We start from the raw sequence: 21979 nt of genomic DNA, 5'->3' as shown, positions 1-21979 counted from the left end.
GAGCACCTTCCTAAACTGAGGGAAACTACGCTTCCGTTGAGTTGCAAGCCTGATCTATGTCAACTTGCCATGTCGTAGCGGCGGTAATAGTGGTAGTCCGTAATAGGAGATTCTGCGGCGTTGAGGACCAGTTCGACGATTGGAGCCGATCGCACCCCATCCAGCAGTTCTATGACACGTTTCAGAGTCTCGCGCGTGGTCACGCCGGATCGTCCGACTACGATGATCCCGTCTGCCAGGACGGACAGTGCCCGCCCATCGGAGAACAGAAGCATCGGTGGTGAATCAATCACTATAAATTCAAACCTCTGTCTCAATTTCCCGACCAGACCCGACATTCTAGTGGAGGAGATCAGTGCGCTCGGGTCACCGGGCGCAGTACCCGACGCAAGAAGCGACAAGTTAGGCAACTGCACTGCCGACACGAGCGCTTGGTCGACTCCCATGCTCTCCGATAACACTTCCCTGAGCCCGTATTTAGCGACAACTCCCAGCGCAGGCGCGACGCCTTCCTTGCGGAGATCCGCATCCACGATGCATGTTCTTCCGTGCCGGGCGAGCGTGAGCGCAAGGTTGATGGAAAGGGTAGTCTTGCCCTCGCCCGTGAGCGGCGAAACAACGAGGATTACTTGCGGCGTGCAGCCATTCTGACGAGATAGACGAACTGTTACGCCAATGCCTCGAAGCGCCTCTCCCTCAAGTGAGTTCGGCCTATCAACCTGAAACAAGTATGGATTGCGCTGCGGTGTATGTTGCTGCAGTCGAGACCGTGAACGAGCCTGCGCTGCCGGTTCGCCGTTGCCAATTACAGGGACTACTGAGACCGATTCCGCCCCCAGGCACTTCTTGATGTCCTCGGGCGTGTGGATGCGTGTATCCATAGCCTCGCGCAAGAATGCCACAATCACTCCGCCTATCAGGCCAACAAGCAGACCTAAAGCGATGTTTTGGCTACGATACGGTCGCGTAGGCCGATCCAGTACGCGTGCCCGATCGACGACACGGATATTGCTCGACTTGGTCTCCGCGGCGATAGCCGCTTCCTTGATCTTCTGGTACAGCGCCTGATAGAGCTGCGTGTTTGCGTCCGATTCCTTCTTAAGGGCGTTATATTGCGCCAGCACAACCATCTGCTTGCTGGCTCCCTGCATTTGCGATTGCATCAAATGTTCGCGGGCTTGTGCAGCTGTGTAGCTCGTCTTCATATCTCGAAGAATCTCTGACCGCTCTGTGTTCAACTGCGACTGAAGCTCATCCGCCTCGTTCTGAAGTTTTTTGGTATTTGGATGGCTCGCACCGTATACCGCCCGGGTTTCGGCGATCTCGGCCCTGACTTCGGCCAGTTTCTTCGTCAACTCCTGCACCACGGGGTTGCTACTGATCTGGGGCAGCGAACTGTCTTTAGCGCCGTTCAGATCGTTCAAGTATGACTGCAACTGAATACGGTCGGCCTGCGCCTGCATCAATTGTCGGCTGAGCTCTACCATCTGCTCAGAAAATCTATTCTGATTGTCCCCGATCGCATCAACTCCGTTGGCTTTCTCGAAATTGTTGAGCGCAAGGTTGGAATCATCCATTCGCTGGCGAATATCTTCCAGCTGCCTCTGCAGCCATTCCGACGACTGCAAGATAGCATCGTTTCGCAGCTTGTAATCCCGTTCAATAAACATGTTTACCAGCGTGTTCGTCACTGCTGCTGCCACCACTGGATTGTGCGCCGACACGCTGACGGTGATTAGCCGACTTGCTACGTCACGCGTGATCTTTCTAGACTGTTTGAAAACGATCAACGCTTTCTCTTCCGCAGGTGTCAAGGGAACAACAATCTCCGTGGCCAGACTCGGCGTGCCACTAATTGCCCCCGGGGCGCCTCCGGAAAAAGGGCTCTGATCAAGATGGAGCTTACGAATGACATCCAGCGTCAGCTCATCGTTTTGCAGATTCTGCGCTTGTGTCGCGAGGTAATCGGTCGCGGCTCCGCTACTATTATTGCCCTGAAGAGAGAACACCTCAGCGCCGGGCGGGTCAACTTGTACACGTGCCTGAGGCTCATAAACCGGCTTCATCATCAGTGTGGCCGCAGTCACGCTCGCCACGACGACGAGGGTAAACAGCGCCGATAGGCGCCAGTGCTCCCTGACAATACCTACACCTCGTAGCCAGCCTGTGCCTTCCGCCTCGGCGTCGACCGGGCGGCTCCGAAAGGGGTAGGCTGTTCGGTCGGACTCAGTCGTGTGCTGCGGACCTGGTCCTTGCTCGGTTGTTAGCCCAAGGTGCCGATTCATTGCTTCGGCTCTTCGCAAGCTCATGGCATCCCATTGTTCGTCCCGCGAGAATGGTTCAAAGCTCATTGTCTCCCCGTCCTTCCCGCTACCCTTCCACAACGCTGCAAATAGATTTAGTGAGGCTGTTCATAGTTTCTTTTCGGCATGACTAAGTGTTCGGTGGGAACATTAGGCATGCTGTCTACTGAGTGCCACAGTTGCCCTCGGGCCCGACGGTATTTGAGAGCCATGTCGTGACGATCGACTTCACTCATAGCGAGTAGTTCGTTACTGGGCTTGTATTCCGGCACGATACGCTGGAAAGTCTGCACCAAACCGTACACGTTCTTTGCTTCCACTAACGCGGACAGTTCATCTAACCAGAGATGCACCTGTTCAAAGCTGATGGGCCCACCATCGAGCACGCGAATCTTTGGGTGTGAAGTCGGTTTCATCCCCTCACCATCCAACATGAGTTCTTCAAATAATTTCTCGCCGGGACGCAGGCCAGTGTAAATAACGGGAATGTCCCGGTCTGGCTCCAAACCCGATAGCCGGATCAGATTGCGCGCCAGATCCGCAATGCGGATCTGCTGGCCCATTTCGAGTACAAAAATGTCGCTGGCAACCCCCATGGTCGAAGCCTGCAATACGAGTTGAACCGCCTCCGGGATGGTCATGAAATAGCGCTTCGCCTCAGGATGCGTCACAGTGACGGGACCGCCGCCGGCGATCTGCTGTTGAAAGATAGGGACTACGCTGCCGTTACTGCCCAAGACGTTTCCGAACCGCACCGCAACGTAGCGTGTATGCTCGTGTTGCAAGCCCAGGATGATCAACTCGGCAATTCGCTTTGTTACTCCCATGACGTTGGTCGGGTTTACGGCCTTGTCGGAGGAGATCATGACAAAGGCTTTGCACCCAAACTGGCGTGCGACAAGAGCAACATTGTAAGTGCCGAAAATATTGTTGGTCACCGCCTGAAAACAACTCTGCTCCATCAGAGGTACGTGCTTGTATGCAGCAGCATGAAACACCATGTCGGGGCGGTGCAGAGCGAAGATCTCACGCATAGCACCAACATCCTGTATGTCCGCAATCACAGGAATAAAATGCTGTTGCGGTCTGTTTGTGCCGAGATCCAGTCCCAGATTGAACAAACAATTCTCTGAACGATCCACCACAATCAACTCGCGTGGCGCAAAGTCACATACCTGGCGACTCAACTCTGCGCCTATCGACCCGCCGGCTCCTGTAATCAGCAGCACTTTGCCTTCGAGCTGTCTTCGTATACTCGCCAGGTCGATCTGGACAGGCTGCCTACCTAACAAATCTTCAGGCCGCGCATTGCGCAAGTCGGCAATTGACGAGACTCCCCCGTTAACATGCCGGCTAAGAGAAGGAAGGATTTTAAAATCCACTTTGCACTGGCGACACTTCGCAATGATCTGTTCCACTTGACTTCCTCTGGCCGAAGGGATCGCGATCAACACACACCGTATGTTCATCCGGCTAAGGATCTCCGACATGCAGTCAGTTGATCCCAGCACCTTCAGGCCGTGAATACGAATACCGTGCTTGCTGGGATCGTCGTCAACGAATCCAACCGGCTTCAGGTTTAGCCCCGAATTACGCTTCAGTTCGCGCGCAATGGTGCTCCCTGCCCTGCCGGCCCCAACAATCAAAGTGTTAAGTTCAGCGGCACTGTGCTGCGCGCCTTCCGTGTAGGCGCGAACCGCAAAGCGCGTTCCTCCCACAACGAGCACAGTAAGGACCAAGTTAATCGCAAGCACCGATCGGGGGTACCCATCCACTCGAAGAACCACCTCGATCAGCAAATAAAGGATCACAGCGCTAGCAAACGTAGCCTCGCAAATGTCCAGCGCGTCGCTCATTCCCGCGTAACGCCACCATCCACGGAGAAGCCCAAACGTGTAAAACGCGAGCAACTCGGCCGCAAGAACCACGGGTAGTGTCCGCACGAAAAGCAGCTGATAGCTCACTTCCGGGCGAAAGTCGAATCGAAGCATAAAACTTCCGTAATAGCTCATGGCTAATAGGAAGATCTGCGACGTCAGGATGAGCGTCTTTCTGTAGTTCAGCAGAGAGGTCACGGCGATCCGCTCCTATAGGTTGTTGGTGCGGAATGAAACGAGCTTCATATGACTACAGACTGCGATGAGCCTGGAGACCTAAGTGATCCACTCTCCGCTAGGGGAAATCAGAGCGCTGCATGAGATAGAAGTGATCAATGATAAGGTTACGCTGCTATAGCAGAGGTTTGGGTTGTCTCTCGACAATAACCGTCCTCGATAAGGTAAGTGCGCCCACACTCGCTGCAGCTTGAGTTACTTGCAGCAGGCAGCCGAACTCCGCACACACACATCCAACCAGTCTGGATTGCCGGAACCCCCATCACGAGCGCGTAGTCGGGAACATCGCTGGTGACGACCGCGCCAGCGGCCACAAAACAATACCGACCTAGTGTGACCCCGCAGAGGATGGTTGCATTTGCTCCGATCGAAGCGCCCTGTTTCACGAGCGTTCGTCGATACTCGTGCTTCCGTTCGACGTGGCTGCGCGGATTGATCACATTTGTGAACACCATGGACGGCCCGCAGAAGACGTCGTCCTCAAGCTCCACTCCGGTATACACTGAAACGTTATTCTGAATTTTTACTCTATCGCCGATCCTGACATCTGGACCTACCACAACATTCTGACCCAAATTGCAATTATTTCCGATCCGGGAGCGAGGCATCACATGGCTGAAATGCCAGATCTTGGTACCCTCGCCAATTTCGCTACCACTGTCGATAACTGCTGTAGGGTCGGCGAAATACTTTGTCGTTTCTCCATGGACCTTAACAGATGCGGCCTGCGCATGCAGCGATCGCTCACAGGCATCCAGAATCTCAAGCACTTTCACTCCATTATTGCCGTCGGTCCGTGGCATTCTTCGGGTAACAAGGCTCTCAATGAAGTGTTCACATTCGTTCCTGAGAGGCTCCTCAACTGGAAGAGGCACCGGCTGGCCTTCGCCTTTATGCGCAATCGGAAGGCGATTTAGCCAATCAATGCTGTGCGAGTAGATCGTAAGTTTGCGCTCTTTTTCTACGTCATCGAATACAGCCATTTTTTGAGCACCAACGACGACTAATCGTTGCTCTTTGAACGGGTGGAGCCAACTTACAAATATGTGCGCCTTCACGCCGCTTTGAAACTCGCAGGCTGTTAGTGTGGTGTCATAAATGTGAGGATTTACAAATGACCCACCCGTTGCTGTAACAGTAACCGGTGTTTCTTCTAGAAGGTAGAGAATGGCAGAGATGTCATGTGGGGCGAAGCTCCACAGAATGTTTTCTTCTGACCGAAGCTTGCCCCAGTTGAGACGTGACGAGTAAATGTACTGGATACGGCCAAGTTCGCCAGAGTCAATCAACTCTTTGAGCTTCAGAATCGCGGGGTGATATTGGAGAATATGCCCAACCATAAGTACCCGCCGTCGCGTCTCCGCGATTGCTACGAGTTCCCGCCCCTCTTCGACCCGCATCGCCAGTGGCTTCTCTACATAGACATCCTTCCCTGCGAACAAGCAGTTCTTGGCCAGCTCGTAGTGCTGAGCAGCAGGTGCCGCGATCACCACGCCTTGGATTTCAGGGTCATTGAGGAGCGCCGAGACTGAAGAGCAGGTGTCTACACCAAACTGTGCCTGTGCTTCTTGCCGCGATTCGGCTCGAGAATCACAAACGCATTTCAGTACTCCAAGAGCGTGAAAATTGCGCACTAGGTTTGTCCCCCAGTACCCGTTTCCAATCACAGCAATCTTTGGGAGCATTACTCCTCCTTTTACTCCGGACCTTATTGATGAGCTAGTCTGGCGTAGAAGTTCGCGATAGTAGTAACTATTACCCTCTGCTGGTCCATAGTAAGCTCGGCATAAATTGGTAGTGACAGTACCTCACGACACGTAACCTCAGCGTTGGGAAAATCTCCGGCGCGATAGCCGAGATAAGCAAATGCTGGCTCAACATGAAGAGGGCTCGGATAGTAGACCTCGGTCGAAATTCCCCGGTCGGACAGATACCTCTGTAGTTCGTCCCGGTGCGGAGCGCGAATCGAATACTGGTTGTACACGTGGAAGCTTGTTTCCGGCGAAAAAGGCAACGTCAGCAGTTCTGTCAGGTGGTATTCGGCGAACAACGCGCGGTAGTTCTCTGCATTTCGTCGACGGCCTGCGGTCCAGCTTTCCAAATACCCGAGCTTCACCCTCAGAATAGCGGCCTGAAGTGCATCGATCCGACTGTTGATCCCCAGCAACTCGTATTGATATTTCTTCCGAGCACCATGAGCCCGCAGTATGCGCAGGCGCTGAGCCAGCTGCGGATCATTTGTTGTAATCATCCCGCCATCGCCCGCCCCACCAAGATTCTTTGATGGAAAGAAGCTAAAGCACCCAAAAGCCCCAAGGCTCCCAACGCCCTCCCCCTTCCATCGTGCGCCGATGGCTTGGGCAGCATCTTCGATTACGGGCACATGATGCTTGTGCGCTATCTCCAGAATTGAATCCATGTCGGCCGACAAACCGAATAGATGAACCGGCATAATGGCTCGAGTGCGCGGCGTAATCGCAGCCTCGAGTTGCCGCTCGTCGATGTTGAATGTATCCGGTCGGATATCTACAAACACCGGGCGAGCCTTCAATCGTGCGATCGAACCCGCGGTTGCACCAAAAGTGAATGTAGAAGTAATTATCTCGTCTCCAGATTCAATGCCAATAGCCATTTGTGCCAGAAGGAGCGCGTCGGAACCAGATGCGCATCCGATCGCGAATTCCACGCCTACGTACTCGGCTATTTCACGCTCCAACGCTTCAACTTCAGGTCCCAGGATAAAGTGCTGAGATTCAAAAACTCGAGTAACCGCGTCGGTGAGCTCGCCGCGAATCCCAGCGTACTGTGCCTTGAGATCCAGCAATGGAATGCTTGCAAATGGCGGCTCTACTAAAGCCGGAGAGTCGGATCGAGCCGGAGCACTGGTGGCCACGTGGATTTCTCCTGTCACATTGAAGAATAGGATCGAGCAGAATGATGTAGCTGTAAGCAAAAGCTGGAGATAGAGTTTCTCAATGGTTCATCCTGTCCTCGCTGCAAAGGCAACCATCATTGGTGTTCGGCCATTTGTTGCGGGAGATGGTCGAGTTGCGTGAAAACGGCTCGAAAATATGTGTTGCGTCTCAGCGTAGTCCTTCCGGTATGCGCCGTGGAGCATGGCTCCGCCATCCTGAACCGCTGTGGATATCTTGCTTATGCTTCTCGAATCAGTCGCTTAGCAAAATATATTCAACAGCGTCATCCTGACGAATCTGTTTGTTGCTGCCATGCCCTATTGACTCAGAGCGAGTCTTCCAATGCCCGCTCACTAGACCTATTTTTGAGACTGGAAAACAAACTAGCGGTTCACGGGCAAGGTGTCGGTGTGGCAGCGTACAGATGACGGAAAAACTCTCTATCCCTCAATTTGTCGCAGCAACTTTGTGCAGCTGTGCTTCAGAAAGCGCCGCACATTACGGTGGTAACCTTCATAGGACTTACTCGAACTGTAGTTATGCTCCGCATATCTGTTTCCTCTGACCTTAACCACTAGTCAAGATCTCTAACTTGGGATAGAGTAAGGACTCGCAGGTGGGATACAGCGGCGGACTCGCAGGTGGGATACGGGACGGACTCGCAAATGGGATACAGCGTCGTCAAATTTACTGGCTGGATTGACTGACCTTTTATTGGAACCCGGGCCGATCACTAGAAACAAGAGTCGAGGTTGTCGATCAGCTTGGAGTCTTCGATGTTCAGAGCCTTGGGAACGCAAGACCCTATAGGAAACCGTCTTCTGTGGTCTCTTTCAGAAGAGGAATATGTCCGCCTTCACCTCGAGCACGCGACTCTTAAGCTCGGACAAGTGCTATATGAGTGCGGTGAGCGGATCGATTACGCTTACTTTCCGACGACCTGTGTCGTCTCGTGTCTCTACACAATGCAAGATGGTTCAACCGCTGAGATGGCTCTCGCGGGAAATGAAGGAGTCATCGGCGTCGCCCTATTCCTTGGCGGCGGTAATATCCCACATCGTGCAGTGGCGCAGATCGGCGGCCATGCTCTGAAAATGCCTGCAAAGGTACTGCAAGAGGAGTTTGCGCGTGGTGGTACATTTCAACGCACCCTGCTCCGCTACACTCAGGCGCTCATTACACAGATCTCACAAACGGCTGTTTGCAACCGGCTGCACCCTATAGAGCAGCGTCTCTGCCGATGGCTGCTATTGTGCCATAACCGCGTCTATGGCTCCGAGATCCTAATGACGCAGGAGTTCATCGCCAATTTAGTAGGCGGACGACGGGAGAGCGTGACCGTAGCAGCTGGGCGACTGCAGGACGCTGGCCTGATCCACTATTCCCGCGGCCATATCAAGGTCCTCGACCGGAAAGGCCTGGAAGCGACGGTTTGTGAATGCTATAGCATCGTCGAAGACGAGATGGATCGCTTGGTCGGGGCTTGTCAAAGGAAGCAACCTCAGCGGCAGGAGGCTTTACAGAGAAGCCTTTGGAGGAGATCTCTAACTTGATTAAAGTTGTCCGGCCGAGTCAGGTAAACATTCTTATCAACCTCCATCTCAGCCCCTTCTGGAATGGTCGGAACATAAAAAATGACGACCCCAACCTCTTCGCTGAGGGCGGCTTGTTGGCGAATACGATGGGCGGCTGCAATGAGCCGATCGGTTCCAAGGCCCAGACTCATCAGGATCAGATCGGGAGTGTGGGATCTGGCCATCACAATGGCATCGTCCTCGTTCCTCGCTAGAGCTACACAGTAACCACTTCCTACCAGCATTTTCTCAATTAAGTAACGTGTCTCGTCTACATCTTCCAGTACCAGGACGATCGGGAGCTGTGGCTGTTCAAAGGTCATAATCGCTTCATCCTGTCTTCGATGCGGTCAATGTCCTTCCTGAGATAAATTCCTCAGAGTCGTTCATATACCAACTCATCTACATCGCCGTCTGTGCATTGAATTACACAAGAAGTGGAAATTCGGGTTACTCCCATTAATTCTCGTCGCCATGTGCGCTACCACACTGACGGACATTGTGGATATGCGAATAATCTGAGGACACGTTATCTCGGGGCGGTAGGAGGAAATAGGTCCACTGCTAGATTGAAACAAGTCATAGCTATTCTCTAATAGCTAATATCTAACTCGCTGAGCAATATTGGCTTGCCGGAGTTCTGGCAGCAGGATTGAGAAAGGGCGAGGCCATGGAAACAACACACCTGGTGGAAAATGATTTGAGACCACGCTGGTATGCTGCCTACACTGTGCCTCGACACGAAAAAGCTGTCGCACACAGACTCGCTAGTCAGAAAGTCGAGTCGTATTTGCCTCTCTACTCCTCTGTGCGCCACTGGAATCATCGCCGAGTCGAAGTGCAGCTTCCCCTTTTTCCAGGATATGTGTTCGTCAGGATGCTTCTGTCCGACCGGGTACGGGTCCTCTCACGCCCCGGAATAATTCGGCTGGTGAGCTTTGACGGCGGTCCAGCAGTTCTCCCAGATGAGGAGATTGAAAGACTTCAGTCATCCTTGTCAACCTGGAAAGCAAAGCCATACCCCTACTTAACTGCCGGCAAACACGTGCGGATTACGTCCGGACCTTTTGCTGGGCTGGAGGGTAAAATCCTTCAGCGCAAGGGAAAGATGCGGTTGCTTGTCACGTTGGACCTGATCCAGAGCGCGATGCTGCTCGAGATGGATGCTGCAGAGGCGCAATTAGCCAGTTGACGCATGTTTTCGCCCTAAACGGTTCTGCAACAGCACATGGACTGCATCGAGCGCTTCTCCCCCCGAGGGGATGCCTCCACATGGCTCCTGACAGCCCTCCGGGGACGGCCCCGTCGGGGCCAGGGGGCCGGGCGGCCCTAAACCTTGTTGGCGGTTGGCGAGCAAGCGCTGCACTTCAAACGAAAAGGTGGGGCAAGACACCCTGCGGCAATTCGGCCCAGCTGCTCGCCAAGGCCCTCCCGCATTGATAGCAAAGCCTTCCATGCCCCCGGAACTTGGCAAACCACAATCGCGCTTACGGCGGCACAAAACCGCATTGGATGCGATCAACATACGCTGGCAAATCTTTCCACGGGGAGAGTACAGTACGTGGCGGATGGCCGATCAGGAAATCTTTTACATCAGCTTGACCAAATAGTCTGGCATTGGGATTCAGTTGGTATATATTTTCCGACCAAAGGCAAAAGGAACCGGAAAGACACGACGGTAGAGCGGTATCTTTGTAGGCCAGGTATAGATTGAGTGCGGCATCGTGACGCCGCGCCTGGTGCAATTTCGGGTCGCTATGCCGTCGCTCAGAAGGTTCTGGAGAGGTGTTCCCTCATGACGTCTCCTCTTCGTCCGCTCGTCGTCGTGGCCGCGGCAGGCATTGTGTCTTTGTGCCTCTATCCGCCTGCTGCCCTGCCTCAATCGGCACCATCGTTATCCCATCAGCCGGAGGCGCGTCCATCGCGATCTCCTGCGGGAGAAGGCGTTTTTATCCCCGGCCCCCTCCGGTCATTCCTTCGCATGGCAGGCATCAGCCAGAAAGTGTCGCCGGAGGACGTGCTTCCCCTCCTCGCTCGCAACGTCTACATCGAGGGCTATCAGGTCGGCAAGCCAACCGAGTTTCTTCTCTTGCTCGATCGTTACGTGCAGCAGGCGCGGGAGCTTCAGATCCTGGCAGGCTCACGCAACACCATTCACGTGTCGAACTGTGACGATTCAGGCACGCTGCTTCAAATCCTCGGATACCGATTGCTTCAAGGCTGCGAGGACAAGAAGAAGATCGTCCTCTCGACGGCCAACGCCGAGCGAGCCTTCCTCACGATCGATTCAGGTTTTCCCCTCTCTGAATTCGAGGAGGACCTACAGAAGGGAATTCCGTTCGACTACTCATACCCTTCCACTCGTGTGCCTGTGTTGTTCCGAGAGAGCAATTGGTTGCCCCTAGGTGCCGGGAAGAAACACGCATCTGGGAACCTCGTAGAGCTCATGGTGCGCAATCCGGACGTGGCGCGTCTTTACTGGGCGATGGCGAAGATCGACGACGACACTGCCCGCTCGCTCGAGCGCTCGCCCGGGCTTCCCAAACTGCTTCCGTCCAGCGCCATTCTCAACTTTTACGGCAGCGAGCTCAGCATCTCTTCAGGGCACGTGGCTGTACCCGGTGGAGCCGCCGCCGAGCCAGCCTGGAAAGACTTGGTAGGGGCGAGCCCGGAATCCTCCGGGGAGTTCGCAAGCCATCTGTTCTCCAAGGACAATGGCTGGCTCGCCGCCTATTTCGATGCCATGGCGCGCGTCAGTCCGGAGCAGCAGAAGCACCTCCTGGAAAGCCCTCGCTTCAAACGCCTCTACGAAGCGTTCAAGGAGCCATTCCCTGACGCCAGCGCGGGCACAGGCATCTTCCGCCGGGCGCCCGGTCTCCTCGTCTTGTTAACCCGCGTCGAGTGGGAGCCAAACGGCGAACCACTTGTCCCGGGCGATCTCGCCACATGGAAGGGGATTCTCAGCGACAAGGCCGATTCCAAGGTTCTTCGCAATCTCGGCAAGCATGGTCACAACCTGGACAGCCCTGAGCAATTGCTTGAGGCCATGGTCTCCCTGTCGCGTGTCGAGACCGACAGCGGACCGCTTCAGAGCTACCTCATGCTCAGTGCAATCGACAGCGGAAAATCCCCCCAGAGCCGCCTGTCGCCGGCGACCGTGCGCCTGCTGGCGGATCGCTTCTCTCAGTTCGGCAGCTGGTACCTGGTCTTCTCGGAGTTCCCGCAGCTGAGCGACGAATCCATCGCGCAGTTCATGGCCGCTGCCGATGCAACCGATGGGATCTCAAACCAGGCGCTCCGTGGAAATGCTCTCGGTGCCCTTCAGGCAAACATCGGATTGTGGCAGGTCCTCGCGCGGCAGGGGGAAATTCCTGCCGATCAAATGAACGCGTCATGGCAGAAGATGATTGCTCCCTATGCCAAGGTCTCCTCTTCGATCCAACTCTTCGACGCCTCCCGTGCCTCGCTTACCGCGATCACGGCGGCTTGCGGCATGCCGAAGCCAACCGAGGGCGGAATCGTCGACCTGCTGGCAGGACCGCCTCAGAAGACAGCCGACGGCCAGGCCATGCACGCGGAGCTGGCTGCCAGAATCCATACTGTGCTCGAAGACCAGCGCCTCGTCTCACTCGATACGCTCTTCGCTCTCGCCGATGACCTGCAAGCCATGGCGAAGGGGGCCCATGCCCCTCCAAACGCACTGGCTCTAGCAGGAGAACTTCGCGAATTTGAGATGCCTCGCCCGATCTTTACGAGTAGCGAAAAGATCTCCTGGGCGCCAAGAATTTACGTCACCCATCACGCCGAGTTGCAGATTCGCACAGACCTGACCAAGGTCATCAAAGGACCGGGCACACCGGCGCAACTCGACGCAGCCCGTGGCCAGCTCGCCCCCTTTCTCAGGGACACCCTTGTCGGCCTCAACTACGCTTACTACGAACCGCCGGGAGCTCAGGTCCTGCACAACAACTCGCTCTTCGTCCGCTCCCATGACTTCTCAGGGATCTCCATCATCGGTCCTGAAGGCTACTGGCAGGTTCCGCAGTTGTTCGGCATAGGCACCCCCGCCGGCGGCGGCGCCTATCTGATGGGTTCCTTATCTGACCTGCCACATGCCCTCGCCATGACCGAGGAGGATTTCATTGTTCCGGAGAACGTTCAAGCCCTCATCTGGAAAGAGCTGGTGCCTGCCCTTCTGGTAAGCGCCACAGTGCCGCGGTGGTGGGACATCAGCCCCAACGAGCTTCACGCCGTCGCACTATATCAGCGATCGGGGGAGGAGATCCTCGTCGCATCGACGAAGAACCCCGAACTGCGCGGCAAGGTGACCGCCATTCTCTCGGCGCGAATGAGCCCACAGCGGATGGAGCATCTCCAGCAGGCGCTGGTCAATGCAGAGGATCCGGTGGCAATCCTCTATCACCTGATGCCCACAGACACCTTCTTCCTCGCAGTCGAGTACCGCAAAATGTATCCCGGAGAGGCCGCCTCTCTAGGGACAGCGAATCAGCAACTGGAGGCCCTCTCCCGCACCGACCCGGCTGAGACCAGTGTGGAGCAACTCGCGAAGGACTTTGGCGTGCCTCATCCAGTCCTTGCGCGAACCTACGCTTCTACACTCCTGAACGTGAAGCCATTCCCCTCCTTTGGAGGAGACTCCAGCCGCCTCTTCGGCGAGTCATGGGAGTCCACAAATCTCTACTGGGCCCGCCTGGTCGATGAGATGGGCTATTCCCCCGTGATGCTCAATCATTTTGCCCCTCAACTGACGCATCGCATGGCCGCGAAGATCTTCGCCACTGAGCTCGAGGACTGGCCTGCAGTGGAGCGCGCCATGGAAGAGACAGGAGACGAGTTTCGGCAAGGCAAGTTCGCCTTGCAACCAGCGACAAAAGCGACCGCACAAGTCGAAAGTGGTGGTGAGAAATGAGAACCCATGGCAAAACAATGACGAAGAAACTCTTATTGCTCCCTCTGTTTCTGACCCTCTCTTACAGTGGCACACACGGGACTGTGGCCCAGGACGATTCGCGAATCTTCGTGAACGTCGTTCTCGTGCAGTTGAACGTCGCCGTGACCGACCGCAACGGAAACTACATCAGCGGCCTTCGCCCGGAAGACTTCGCCATCACCGAGGATAAGATCCCCGAAAAGATCGCCACATTCGAGGAGGGCAACGAGCCCACACGCATGCTGATCGACAACACATCCTCCAAAGGCAAAACACCGCCCAAAGATGGGCTCCGGGCGGTCGAGGACAAAGTATTAAGCGAAATCTCACGCCCGGCAATCACCGGAGCCAGTGTCTTCATCCTCTTCGACACCAGCAACTATATGTACCGCGGATTTGTCTTCGCGCAGGACGCCATCGCCGACTTTATCCGCCAGCTTGAAGACGCAAGCAAACTGGCCTTCTACTCCTATAGCCGCAACCTCTCGCGTGCCGTCTCGCTCACTCCTGACCGCTCACAGGTCCTGCGAGGCGTCCGCAGCACGGTCGCCGGGGACGACGCCGCTCTCTATAACTCCCTCCTGATGACGGTCAAAGACGCGGCCCAGTTCACCGGCAAGAAGGCGATCGTCGTCTTCTCCAACGGTCCCGACAATGCCAGCCTGGTCCCCCCGGAAGACGTAGCGGAGCTGGCCCAGTCCACGGGAACGATCATCTACATGGTCAGCACACGTGCCGCGGAAACTGAACCGGTCTCATCAGCCGTATTTGAACGCATGAGCAAAGCCACCGGCGGCAAGGCCTACTTCTCCAGAAGCTGGGGCGATGAAACCAAGGCCTTCTCCTCGATCCGTGACGATCTCGCGCACCTCTACTCGCTCAGCTACTACCCGCAGCCGAACGCCAATCATGGCTGGCGCTCGATCTCCGTCAAGCTCGTCGGCGATCGTCTGCAGAAATACCGCGTGCGCACGCGGGATGGATACCGCCTCCAACAGGCGCAGGTCTCAACGGCGACCTTCCCCGCGCCAGACGCGCAGACCGTCGCTCGATGAAAAAGCCGAACGCAAAAGCGTTCGGCCGACGGATAAATCTCATCTCTGGTGGAGCTGAGCGGGATCGAACCGCTGACCTCCTCGTTGCGAAAATGCTATAGCACGCATTTTCAATAACTTAGATGTGCAAGACACAACGGTTTCGAACCGAAAACAATCGGTAGAAATCCTTATTGGACCCAAGTTGGACCCAAGTTGGACCGGTTAATAAGTCCCTCCGATGACAACGCAACATGACCGACAAAAAACGCGGACGGCTTGAGACCTCATAGTGTAGACGTCGGATCGCTGTCGATTCGCTAAGCTCAATGAGTGCATCGCCCTTGATATCGCCAAATGAGAATTACTTCCGGATTGCCGGTGATACGTCCGGCGCACTCTATTTAGAGATTATTCCGTACCGCCGTCATCTCGAAGGTCACCGTTTTGGTACGCAGCCATCGATGGGATGACGGGTCCATAACCTCCGCGTAGGCGGTGTACCTGCCGGGCGCGCTTAAATCGTAAAGATAGGCCAGCTCAAACTTGCGAACATACGAGTCACCAGCCCCGCCAGCAGGCCACACGATTGAAGGGCCAAGATCTGGACCGTGCGGCAGAGGCACATCGCCTGGGCGAAGTCTGCTAGTGTCGTTGATGGTCACCGGCTGATCGCTTATGTCGATGCGAACGGCTCGTACGCCAAAGCCCCGTGCAATGGCGCAGTAGTCGATGTCCGGCAAGTCCATGCCGGGCAGGCCAGTTGCCTTCAGGGCGCCGGCGAACCACTTCAGCACGCCGTACTCGTCGTTGCGCAGGATCACGAAAGTGGCGGGCACACGATAGTGCGCCGCGGACCAGAGACCTGTGATAGCGTAATTGGCTGATCCGTCGCCGATCACGCCGATGCCGCGATCACGTCACTCGCTTGAGGTTCCATTAACGCCTTCTCTTTTTCCTGCGAGAGTGACTTCACCTAAAGACAACTACTGCTACGTCTGCTGACTGTTAGGGAACTTCGTCAGCGCGCCCGTGCTGCCGAGTGAATAATGAGGGGTGGGCTCGCAGTCATATTGACGGGGATATTAGCATGCTTTTGATCTCATGTTTCATCGGCAGTAACGGCTAGGTGAGCGCTGCTCGAAGAGGTGGGCGGACTTGGCATTAGGGATTCGAGCCGCTCTGCGATGGCTCCCGGTGGTCGGCAATACGGACATTTCGACCCCGGTTCCAGGAAACTTCCGGTTTGCCCGTCACTCGGGACCAATCAGCCTAAGCGCACTATTTCGTGGAGGCTGACGGAGCGCTTGAGGTGTCACATGCAGTCATGCGGCGACAGATGGCTGCGCTGAGTGGCACGTTCGGTTGGCGGCTCTTTCGAGGAACACTGAATCGCCAAACTCGTGTGTGCGATAGTCGCGAGCATTCAGTTCCTGGTCAATGCGGCCCAGTATTTCATCATCGACGAAGGCGCGCAGCAGTTCGTAATGACTGGTGCCCCGCTCGTGGGTGCCGGAGAGAATTGCATCGACGATACACAGCTTGCTGGAGGCGCCGAGTCTCTGGGTCGCCAACCGCTCGCCGGATGGCACGACGCCGCCAAACATTGCAGCCGTATGTTCCAGTGCCCGGACAACCGTAGTCCCGATGGCAATGATGCGTCCGTGTGACGCCTGAGCCTGCTTGATCATCAACGCAGTTGATCGGGGAATCCGGTACGGCTCGGCGAATGGCAGGAGCGCATCCAGCTCCGGATCGCCGGTCGAAGAAAGCCCAGCTGCATGCGTGATTGTTCCGAACCGGATTTTCCGTGCGCTCATGGATGCGAGCATGCTCCAGTCAAGAACAAATCCAGCTGAAGGCGGCTCGAAGGCGACTGGTGGACCGGCTATTGATGTCCAAGTTTCCCAAATGGCAAGTGGGGTCGGAAGGTGGGCATATTGGACAGGTCGCCCGTGCCGGGCCAACCCCTCCCAGATCTCCTGTGGCGAGCCCTCGAATTGCAACAAAATCAAGCGCGGATGATTCAGCAATCGTGCGACAGTCGCCCGTAGCCGCCCTAACTCCAGTCGGTCGCCGGGAATCAAGGCTGGGGGTTTCAACCGACTCTCTGTGCGCGTGCGGAAGTCACCCTCCCCGAAGACGACAGCAGAAAACTGCCCGACCTCATCGAGTGAGTCACGGCCCGCAAGACGTACTTCAATCTGGCGGCCGGTGCGGCTATGCTGTCCGAAAAGACTCGCCGGCAAGGTAGCAGCGTCATTCGCAACCACCACATCGCTGCGGCGCAATAGGTTCACGAACTCGGACCGGGCCTGATGCTTGATATGACCTCGACGGTCAACGATCAGTACCTTCGCGTTGGACGGGCGCTGGACTGGAAGATTGGCGGCAATCATCCCGTTGCCTCTTGTGCTATCGCCTCAGAATCCGAATCCGAGTCCAAATCCGAGACACGCCGCGACAGCACGGCAGCGACCGCGTCAGCGAGTTCGCGGGCTGCCACCTCCGGACGCTTCAACGTTGAGCGGTCCGCATCCGGCACCGCAGCAGCGTGCAAGGGTGTGTCCATGTCGCCTGGATCGATTGAGAGAACGCGGACTCCCTCCAAACGGAGTTCTTCGTCCCAGATGCGGCTCAAATGAAGTAGTGCTGCCTTGCTCGCGCCATAAGCCCCCCAGCGCTGGTAAGCGTTCGCCGCGGCATCGCTCGACACGTTTACCACTACCGCTCCGCGGCCCTCCCGCGCGGACGCACCCAGCGAGCCAAGCAGCGCCTTCGTCAGCCGAAAAGGGCCGAGGACATTCGTCGCGAGTGCACGCTCAAAGTCTTCACACTCCGTATCGCCCAATAGCTTCAACGGCGTCGGCCCCAGGTCCGATGCGTTGTTGATGAGAACATCAAGTCCTCCAAGCGCACCCACGACCTGCATCGCAATGGGGTGTGTATCTTCCTTCCGGGACACGTCACCGACAATGCCGTGTGCGTCCGACAACTCCTGCACGACACGTTTCACCCTGTCCTGGCCACGCGCGACGAGCGCGACCTCCGCGCCACGATTCAGCAGTTCGCGGACGAGGGCTAGGCCAAGGCCGGATGTGCCGCCGGTAACAGCGACTCGACTATGGGGGAACGGGTTGAACGGATGGTCGTCTGCCGGGGCGGGCGGAGACGGAATAGAGTCGACAGCTTTGTGATGGATATTCATGAGAGTTCTTTCTGCCGAAAAGGCGTTACGATCTGACACGTCTTCAAACTACAAGTTCAAGTCAACTTGAAGTCAAGCGCAAATCCCGTTAGTCTTCCCTTATGTCCGGCTTGCTTACAATCTCCGAGGTTGCGCGTCGAAGTGGCGTTGCCGCGTCGGCGCTCCGGTTCTATGAAGAGCGAGGCCTGGTCAAGTCCGAACGTGCGGGCTCAGGTCACCGTCGGTATCCGAGGGCGGTTCTTAGGCGGATTGCTTTCATTGTCTTCGCTCAGCGAATGGGTCTGACGCTCGAAGAAGTCGGCGTCGAGCTGGCGAAGTTACCGGAGAACCGCGTGCCAGAACGCACGGATTGGGCGAAAATCTCTGCGAGTTGGACAAAGCGTATTGATGAGCGGATTGCTGAGCTCGAGCGCCTCCGGGCGGGTCTCACCCGATGCATTGGTTGCGGCTGCTTGTCACTACATGACTGTCAACTTGCCAACCCTGGTGATCGGGCCAGCCGATTCGGTCCCGGTCCTCGCTATTGGATTGGTGACAAAAGACTTTAAAGTAAGTGCATCGATTCGAATGAACTCCTGAATTGTCGGCAACTCTTACCTTGGGATTACTTCAGGGTTGCCCGTGATCCGCTCGATGACGCAACCGGATCACCCTCGTTTCGCGGAGCGGTACTTTCGGTCCCCCCTTGGTCGTTGGATTCGGGATGCCCGCATTTCCAATCAAATAGTCCTGTTGCGCAGGTGCCAACCAGGACTTGATAACCGATACTACCTTTGCTCCTGGAGAGAGCATCTGAAATTTAGAGCCTATGCAGAATTTCACTCGCCGGGAACTATTAAGACTCGGAGCTGCCACTGTTGTTGCAGAGCTGGCGTCTTTGGGATTGGATGGTTGCGGCGGCAGTTCTGTCACCTCTCCTTCCGTTTCGCCCGCTTGCTCCAAGTTAACTGACATCGAACATGTGGTGATCCTGATTCAGGAGAATCGCTCTTTCGATCACTACTTTGGAAGCTACCGGGGCGTCCGTGGATTTTCTGATCGAAGCACGGCATTCCAGCAACCCGATCCGGCGAACACAACGAGCTCGCCTGTAGGGGTACTCTTGCCATTCCACTTAGACACCTCTAAAACGAATGCAGCCTGCACGCACGACATCACCCACGACTGGGTGCCACAGCATCAGAGCTGGAACAATGGCGCCATGGACGGTTTTGTGAGCTCGCGTCTTCCGATCGATTCCAACGACGCCGTATTAGGTATGGGCTACTACACTCGCGTCGACCTTCCCTACTACTACGCTCTGGCCGATGCCTTCACGATTTGCGACAACTATTTTTGCTCGGTGATGGGCCCGACCGACCCGAATCGCCTCTACACGATGGCGGCCTCCCTCGACCCGGATGGAAAAAACGGCGGACCGATCTTGCAGACCATCGTCACAAACCGCACAGCCGTCTACGGCCGTCTGACATATACGACAATGCCCGAGCAGCTCCAGGCTCGGGGAATTTCCTGGAAGGTTTACTCGTCGCCTGATGAGACTGTGCTCGGCGGGATTCTCTCGGACAATGTTCTCTCCTACTTCAAAACTTTTCAGGATCCTGCATCGGTTCTGCATCAGAATGCATTCGGACCACAGTTCCCCGTCGACTTCCTGGCCGATGTGGCACTTGGGAATTTGCCCCAGGTCTCTTGGCTGGTGGGGTCGGTTCTAACTTCGGATCATCCGCCTTCGCCTTCGATATTTGGCGAGAATATCCTTTCTCTCATCGTCAGTGCTCTAACAGCGAACCCGGCACTGTGGGCAAAGACGTTTTTGCTTGTTACCTACGATGAAAACGGCGGATTTTTTGATCACGTTGCGCCGGTGACGGCACCTCCCGGCACGCCAGGCGAATATGTGACCGCGCCCGCGATACCGGACCCGACCGTCACCGGCAGTCCAACGATCACAGGCCCAATTGGATTGGGTTTTCGCGTCCCCATGCTGATCATCTCGCCGTTCAGTCGAGGCGCGTTCGTGTCATCGGACCTCTTCGATCACACTTCGGTGTTGCGATTCCTCGAGACTCTGTTCGGTGCTGAAGTGCCCAACTTGAGCGCCTGGCGCCGCGCCATGGTCGGAGACCTAACCAGCGCGCCCAGGTAGTCTTTTGCGTGGTGTCCTACGCTGGAATGGTTCCGGAAGGCGACCAGGGTCCGGGTCGCGTCAAGCGTTCTTACGGATTTCATATTGGTCCTCCCATAGAGTGAGTTCTGTTGCAGTGTTTTCAGGAAGTAGTCTTGAGTGGTATCTCTCACGAGTTGAGATTGCTGGAGGAGGCTTGAGGAAATTCGCGGTAGCAGGAATTGTCGGTATTTCGCTCCTAGGCGTGTGTTGCGCCGAAGCTCAGCAAGTTCCAAACGCGCCAGCGGCTAACACCGCGACGACAGCGAATGGCACACGGAACCTCTTTGAGCGGTGGATAGACTTTTATAGGGAGGATTGGAAGGGTACGGCGGTGGCCGGGCCGGCGGCGCCTCGGCGGGGGCTACCTTCGCCGTTGAGTTCGCCACCATTCCCCAACTCGGACTGGTCGTACGGTGGGTCACCGACAATTGGAGAGGCAGATGGGAACGTGTATCCCCTTCAGACCGCGATCGATGGAGCGACAGGGCGGACAAAGGTCTATGGGTGGATCGAGCCGACGGCAAACGTGTCGACATCGCGCGACCGGAACTATCCGGAGACGAATGATATCTATTCGAATCGCATAGAGCTGGGGCAGGCAGTGGTGTATGTCGAGCGGCTGCCGGATTCGGTGCAGCGGGATCATGTCGATTGGGGATTTCATCTGACTGGGTTCTTCGGGACGGACTACCGTTCGACGACGAACAAGGGGTACTTCAGTAGCCAGTTGCTGGATCATGACAGGCAGTATGGGTTCGACCCGGTGCTGGAGTACGCGGACGTGTACTTTCCGCACGTGGCGAAAGGCATGAATGTGCGGGTGGGGCGGTTTATCTCCATCCCGGGAATCGAAGCGCAGTTGACGCCAAACAACTACATCTTCAGCCACTCACTGCTGTATGCCGTGGACCCCTTTACCGACACGGGTGTGCTGGCAACGATCCAGTTGAACGATCAGTGGGTAGTGCAGGCCGGGGTTTCGGGTAGTCATGATGTGGCGTTATGGACCGAGGATGCCAAGCCGTCGTTCATGGGATGTGTTAGCTATACGACGAAGAGCGTGAACGATAACTTCTACCTGTGCGCAAACGGAATCAATGACGGCAAGTATGCGTTCAACAATCTGCAGATGTATGACGGCACTTGGTATCACAAGTTCGGAAGCACCTGGCATATGGCAACGGAGATGTATGCGATGTACCAGAGAGATGTGCCGAGTGTGAACGGGTCGATTGCGCCGGAGAAAGGAACAAACGGCGCGAATTGCAGGGCGGACTTACAGACGTGTCTGGCGCCTGAGTGGGCAATGGTGAACTACATCAACAAGCAGATATCGCCGCACGACTTCGCCTCGTTCCGCAATGATTTCTTGAATGACAAAAAGGGCCAGCGTACGGGGTATGCGACGAAGTACAGCGAGGCCACGCTGATGCTGAGCCACTGGGTGGGGTCCACGGTGCAGATAAGGCCGGAGGTACGGTTCGATCACGCCTGGGACCGCGGGGCCTATGACAAGGGGACGCGGACGAATCAATTTACGTTCGCAACGGATGTGATCTTTCACTTTTGAGGTATGCTCGCTTCCCGCACGCCGATTTTTCTCCATACACGATGCAAAGTCGTGCGCACCGACTCGACGAGTGACAAACAGAATCTGCGGGTGTGCACACCATGGGCGCCTCACAGGCGGGTCCTGCAACTGCTCGGCTC

General features: G+C 56.0%; 15 protein-coding genes. 7 read left to right on the top strand and 8 right to left on the bottom strand.

Annotated features, from left to right (window positions below; genetic code table 11):
• Positions 1–59: 59 nt before the first annotated feature.
• The 4 genes from OHL16_RS17985 to OHL16_RS17965 form a co-directional block, all read right to left on the bottom strand.
• A complete protein-coding gene (locus OHL16_RS17985; protein WP_263368582.1) occupies positions 60–2351 on the bottom strand; it encodes a GumC family protein in 2292 nt (763 codons plus the stop codon).
• A gap of 47 nt (positions 2352–2398) precedes the next feature.
• Positions 2399–4378, bottom strand: a complete 1980-nt coding sequence (locus tag OHL16_RS17980; protein ID WP_263368581.1) for a polysaccharide biosynthesis protein — start codon at positions 4376–4378, stop codon at positions 2399–2401.
• A 146-nt stretch (positions 4379–4524) separates the two neighbouring features.
• Complete coding sequence (locus OHL16_RS20150; RefSeq protein WP_317891092.1) at positions 4525–6102, bottom strand: Gfo/Idh/MocA family oxidoreductase; 1578 nt, start codon at positions 6100–6102, stop codon at positions 4525–4527.
• A gap of 23 nt (positions 6103–6125) precedes the next feature.
• Positions 6126–7310, bottom strand: coding sequence for a DegT/DnrJ/EryC1/StrS family aminotransferase (locus tag OHL16_RS17965; RefSeq protein WP_263368580.1), 1185 nt, complete (start codon positions 7308–7310; stop codon positions 6126–6128).
• Between the two features lie 798 nt (positions 7311–8108).
• Here OHL16_RS17965 and OHL16_RS20145 point away from each other — a divergent pair.
• Entirely contained in the window at positions 8109–8885 is a 777-nt protein-coding gene (locus OHL16_RS20145; RefSeq protein ID WP_317891091.1) for a Crp/Fnr family transcriptional regulator, read from the top strand.
• Here the strand turns inward: OHL16_RS20145 and OHL16_RS17955 are convergent.
• Positions 8834–9229, bottom strand: coding sequence for a response regulator (locus OHL16_RS17955; RefSeq protein ID WP_263368579.1), 396 nt, complete (start codon positions 9227–9229; stop codon positions 8834–8836). The genes OHL16_RS20145 and OHL16_RS17955 overlap by 52 nt on opposite strands.
• Before the next feature lie 347 nt (positions 9230–9576).
• Between OHL16_RS17955 and nusG the strand changes: the two genes are divergently transcribed.
• The 3 genes from nusG to OHL16_RS17940 all read left to right on the top strand — a co-directional run bounded on the left by nusG (position 9577) and on the right by OHL16_RS17940 (position 14912).
• Positions 9577–10098 carry a transcription termination/antitermination protein NusG gene (gene nusG, locus OHL16_RS17950; RefSeq protein WP_263368578.1) on the top strand — a complete coding sequence of 174 codons (522 nt, stop codon included), beginning with the start codon at positions 9577–9579 and terminating at the stop codon, positions 10096–10098.
• A gap of 603 nt (positions 10099–10701) precedes the next feature.
• A complete protein-coding gene (locus OHL16_RS17945) occupies positions 10702–13836 on the top strand; it encodes a hypothetical protein (RefSeq protein WP_263368577.1) in 3135 nt (1044 codons plus the stop codon).
• Between the two features lie 17 nt (positions 13837–13853).
• Positions 13854–14912 carry a VWA domain-containing protein gene (locus OHL16_RS17940; protein ID WP_263368576.1) on the top strand — a complete coding sequence of 353 codons (1059 nt, stop codon included), beginning with the start codon at positions 13854–13856 and terminating at the stop codon, positions 14910–14912.
• Between the two features lie 383 nt (positions 14913–15295).
• On the opposite strand, the gene OHL16_RS17935 is transcribed toward OHL16_RS17940, so the two are convergent.
• The 3 genes from OHL16_RS17935 to OHL16_RS17925 all read right to left on the bottom strand — a co-directional run bounded on the left by OHL16_RS17935 (position 15296) and on the right by OHL16_RS17925 (position 18099).
• On the bottom strand, positions 15296–15793 hold the full coding sequence (locus tag OHL16_RS17935; RefSeq protein WP_263368575.1) for a thiamine pyrophosphate-dependent enzyme: 498 nt from the start codon (positions 15791–15793) through the stop codon (positions 15296–15298).
• 423 nt (positions 15794–16216) lie between these two features.
• A complete protein-coding gene (locus OHL16_RS17930) occupies positions 16217–17290 on the bottom strand; it encodes an S-adenosylmethionine:tRNA ribosyltransferase-isomerase (protein WP_263368574.1) in 1074 nt (357 codons plus the stop codon).
• The gene (locus OHL16_RS17925) at positions 17287–18099 is read right to left on the bottom strand and encodes an SDR family NAD(P)-dependent oxidoreductase (RefSeq protein WP_263368573.1); all 813 of its coding nucleotides are present in this window, start codon (positions 18097–18099) and stop codon (positions 17287–17289) included. The genes OHL16_RS17930 and OHL16_RS17925 overlap by 4 nt, the downstream gene beginning before the upstream one ends.
• A gap of 101 nt (positions 18100–18200) precedes the next feature.
• Here OHL16_RS17925 and soxR point away from each other — a divergent pair, with 101 nt between their 5' ends.
• The 3 genes from soxR (at position 18201) to OHL16_RS17910 (ending at position 21839) form a co-directional block, all read left to right on the top strand.
• On the top strand, positions 18201–18647 hold the full coding sequence (gene soxR, locus OHL16_RS17920) for a redox-sensitive transcriptional activator SoxR (RefSeq protein ID WP_263368572.1): 447 nt from the start codon (positions 18201–18203) through the stop codon (positions 18645–18647).
• A gap of 260 nt (positions 18648–18907) precedes the next feature.
• Positions 18908–20248 carry a phospholipase C gene (locus OHL16_RS17915; RefSeq protein WP_263368571.1) on the top strand — a complete coding sequence of 447 codons (1341 nt, stop codon included), beginning with the start codon at positions 18908–18910 and terminating at the stop codon, positions 20246–20248.
• Positions 20249–20717: 469 nt separating this feature from the next.
• On the top strand, positions 20718–21839 hold the full coding sequence (locus OHL16_RS17910) for an outer membrane beta-barrel protein (protein WP_317891090.1): 1122 nt from the start codon (positions 20718–20720) through the stop codon (positions 21837–21839).
• The last annotated feature ends 140 nt before the right edge of the window (positions 21840–21979 follow it).

Source organism: Edaphobacter bradus, assembly GCF_025685645.1.
GTDB classification, from domain to species: Bacteria; Acidobacteriota; Terriglobia; order Terriglobales; family Acidobacteriaceae; genus Edaphobacter; species Edaphobacter bradus.
The sequence above is the reverse complement of the archived record's forward strand: the minus strand, read 5'-3'. Positions and strand labels throughout refer to the sequence as shown.

Bases quoted from the DNA above. Each gene is read 5' to 3' on its own strand.
- nusG (WP_263368578.1), top strand. From the start codon at position 9,577: ATGGAAACAACACACCTGGTGGAAAATGATTTGAGACCACGCTGGTAT.
- OHL16_RS20145 (WP_317891091.1), top strand. From the start codon at position 8,109: ATGTTCAGAGCCTTGGGAACGCAAGACCCTATAGGAAACCGTCTTCTG.
- OHL16_RS17945 (WP_263368577.1), top strand. From the start codon at position 10,702: ATGACGTCTCCTCTTCGTCCGCTCGTCGTCGTGGCCGCGGCAGGCATT.
- OHL16_RS17915 (WP_263368571.1), top strand. From the start codon at position 18,908: ATGCAGAATTTCACTCGCCGGGAACTATTAAGACTCGGAGCTGCCACT.
- OHL16_RS17930 (WP_263368574.1), bottom strand. From the start codon at position 17,290: ATGATTGCCGCCAATCTTCCAGTCCAGCGCCCGTCCAACGCGAAGGTA.
- OHL16_RS20150 (WP_317891092.1), bottom strand. From the start codon at position 6,102: ATGCTCCCAAAGATTGCTGTGATTGGAAACGGGTACTGGGGGACAAAC.
- OHL16_RS17925 (WP_263368573.1), bottom strand. From the start codon at position 18,099: ATGAATATCCATCACAAAGCTGTCGACTCTATTCCGTCTCCGCCCGCC.
- soxR (WP_263368572.1), top strand. From the start codon at position 18,201: ATGTCCGGCTTGCTTACAATCTCCGAGGTTGCGCGTCGAAGTGGCGTT.
- OHL16_RS17955 (WP_263368579.1), bottom strand. From the start codon at position 9,229: ATGACCTTTGAACAGCCACAGCTCCCGATCGTCCTGGTACTGGAAGAT.
- OHL16_RS17985 (WP_263368582.1), bottom strand. From the start codon at position 2,351: ATGAGCTTTGAACCATTCTCGCGGGACGAACAATGGGATGCCATGAGC.
- OHL16_RS17940 (WP_263368576.1), top strand. From the start codon at position 13,854: ATGACGAAGAAACTCTTATTGCTCCCTCTGTTTCTGACCCTCTCTTAC.